Below are 2,716 nucleotides of genomic sequence, written 5' to 3'. Positions count from 1 at the left end.
TTATTGATTCACTTGCATATTCATTAGGATTTTATTGTTTCGTTGCAATAGTTGTTTGTTTTCTACACCATTTTATAATGGCCGGAAGAAGATCAGCAACAGTTTCTTCAGCTTTTTTTTGAGAATATAAACGAATAAACTCTTGATTGAATTCTTTAAATTTTAAAAAGCCACGAATTTCTTGATTATTGTATTCAATTCTACTTATAAGTTTCTCTTGTGAATTTTTTGGTGCATTATCTACAATATAGAGTGAAAGCAACGACCAATTTAGATATTCCTCAAAGCATTTTATTCCATTGCGATAAGCTATTTTAGCTGGAGAATCCTTTCTCTCCCAAAAATCAAGTTCCTGGAAGGCTTTTATGAAATCGGCATTCGTCAAATACTTTTCTGCTTCAGGGTTGATATACGAGTGATTCAATTCTGTAAAAATGACACTACCATTCCTCAGAATGTTTTCTATTTCAGAAAACGCAATATCTGACTCATCAGTATAGGGGAAATTAACGTGAACCTGCGCCTCACCAAATCTATTATTTTGGAAACTTATAGCAGATTGACTTCCATATACCAAAGGAGAATAGATTACTTTAATACAGTTATAGTTTGTTGTTGGGAAATTTTTGCTTAACCAGTGTTTCATTCCTTGAATATTTATACTATCTTGTAAATAAGAAATTTGTTGTGCGTAAAGAATTTTATGATCATTGTAAAAAGTAGAGAAATTGGTTCTTAAATAAAATTCTTGCAAGTCAGATAGAAGTGGTTGAAGGGTATTTACATATTCCCAATTTACACGCTCGTAAACACCGCCATTAATAATCTTTCCTTTTTTAATTTCAAAAGCATATGCATCCATTTTTAGATAAAAATATTTCCACCACTGATTTTGTAAAATAGAATCAAATCTTAGTACAACTTTATCATATTTAAACTTTTCAAAGTATTTAATCATATCATTATAATACTTTGTGTTATGATTTACCAAATCACTATCACTTAGGCCCTTTTTTGTGAGAGCTATTACTATATTAACCAATTCATAAACTTCAGGGTTTTCAACTAAGGTTTTATTATTATTTTGCGATTGATACTTTTTTGAAAAATAAGCAGGCTCTGGTCGAGTAACAATTTTAGTGTATGCAGAGTCTTTACCAAGTAACACAACAAAAGAATATGTTCGCTTAGGTTCAACATGAAAAGTTATTGAGTCAACATCTGTAAAAAATGTAACTTTGCTTTTTGTTGACTTTGGAATAACCAATTCGTAAACATCCGGCCGAGTTTCAGGAGTAATGGTCCATTCAACAGCCAATCCGTTTTCCAATTTTATATGCGCTAACTTATTAGTAGCCTTTATACAGCAAATTTGACTCTTTAAAATCAAGGGTATAAAAATAAATGAAAAAAGAATGAATATGAATTGTTTTATCATTACAGGTTAATTATTGGATTGTGTTTTGCTTCTTCAATGTCAAGTATTCTTCCAAAGTCATTTTTCCTAACTGAGGAGCAATTGTGTCATGTTGCATAACTTCAATAAAAAATGAGTACTTATCAAACAAATTCTTATTTATGAGTTTCATCAATGAAAGTATGAGTTTAAATAGACTTAACGGAGCATATCTTATTTTTTTTTCAGGATTTGTTGATTTTTGAATTATTTCATTGATCTGTCTTCGTGTATATATAACCTTTCCTCCGGCCTCAATTATTTGGTTTGAGCCTTTTATGCTTTCAACTATAATCCCTGCCAAATCACCCTCGTAAATTGGATTAGTTTTTTTGTCACCTAAACCAATATTTATTAATTGACCTTTTTTAGCCATTTCGACCATATCCTTAAATGCACTAAATATTGCTGGGGGCTTAATGATAGTGTAGTTAATTCCTGATGAAATAAGTTTTTGCGAAAATTCATGATGAACTTTAAAATATTCTAGATGCAAATATTTTTCAGAATGAAATGCAGAGATATAAATAAATTTTTTTACAGTACTTTTTTTAGCTTCATTAAGAATGTTTGAATTGGCAATGTAATCAATGTCTTTGAAGGAAGGTTTACTATTATCATTTGGCGATACGCTTTTACCTAGTGCAGATATAATAATGTCGAAGCTGCTGCAAATATTTATTAAACTTACAGGGTTTGTAACGTCGGCATTAATAAATTTATCAGTTATAGATTCTAAGCCTTTTAGTTTCGATGTATCCCTAACAACGCAAGTTGTTTCGTAACCTTTCTGTTTTAATTCATTAGCCATGGCTTGACCTAAGTTTCCTGTTGCCCCAAATAGTAAAACTTTCATTTCATTTTTTGAACAAAATTAATTGGTTGAATGCAAAAATAAGTTGCCATAGGGCAATTAATTAACTAGTGTATTTTTTTTCTAATTCGGCTTAATGATGTTGGGGTAACTCCTATAAATGAAGCTAGATATTTTTGAGGTATTTGTCTCATTAATTCTGGGTTTTTCATTAGTTCCAAATAACGTTTTTCAGCAGTGTCATTTTGTAATGAGGAAAAACGTGGAATTACCATAATTAGTGCAGCTTCCCAAATTTTTCTCATTAACTCCTGGGTTTTAGGCTGAATATTATAAAGTTCATTTAGTTTCGACTTTGGTAGAATATAAACTTCGGAGTCTTCAATTGCCTGTAAATAACAGATTGAAGGTTTTTCACTAATAAAACTCTGCACTTCCATTGCAAT

At 30.5% G+C, this 2,716-nt stretch carries 3 protein-coding genes; all 3 read right to left on the bottom strand.

Annotation, left to right across the window (positions count from 1 at the left end; all coding sequences use genetic code 11):
- Positions 1–31: 31 nt before the first annotated feature.
- Positions 32–1,330, bottom strand: coding sequence for a DUF4932 domain-containing protein (locus L6Q46_RS13505; RefSeq protein ID WP_291284746.1), 1,299 nt, complete (start codon positions 1,328–1,330; stop codon positions 32–34).
- Between the two features lie 118 nt (positions 1,331–1,448).
- Entirely contained in the window at positions 1,449–2,312 is an 864-nt protein-coding gene (locus L6Q46_RS13500; RefSeq protein WP_291284745.1) for an SDR family oxidoreductase, read from the bottom strand.
- Between the two features lie 65 nt (positions 2,313–2,377).
- Positions 2,378–2,575, bottom strand: coding sequence for a hypothetical protein (locus tag L6Q46_RS13495; protein ID WP_291284744.1), 198 nt, complete (start codon positions 2,573–2,575; stop codon positions 2,378–2,380).
- Positions 2,576–2,716: the final 141 nt, after the last annotated feature.

This window comes from Flavobacterium sp. (assembly GCF_023151265.1).
Classification (GTDB): Bacteria; Bacteroidota; Bacteroidia; order Flavobacteriales; family Flavobacteriaceae; genus Flavobacterium.
The sequence above is the reverse complement of the archived record's forward strand: the minus strand, read 5'-3'. Positions and strand labels throughout refer to the sequence as shown.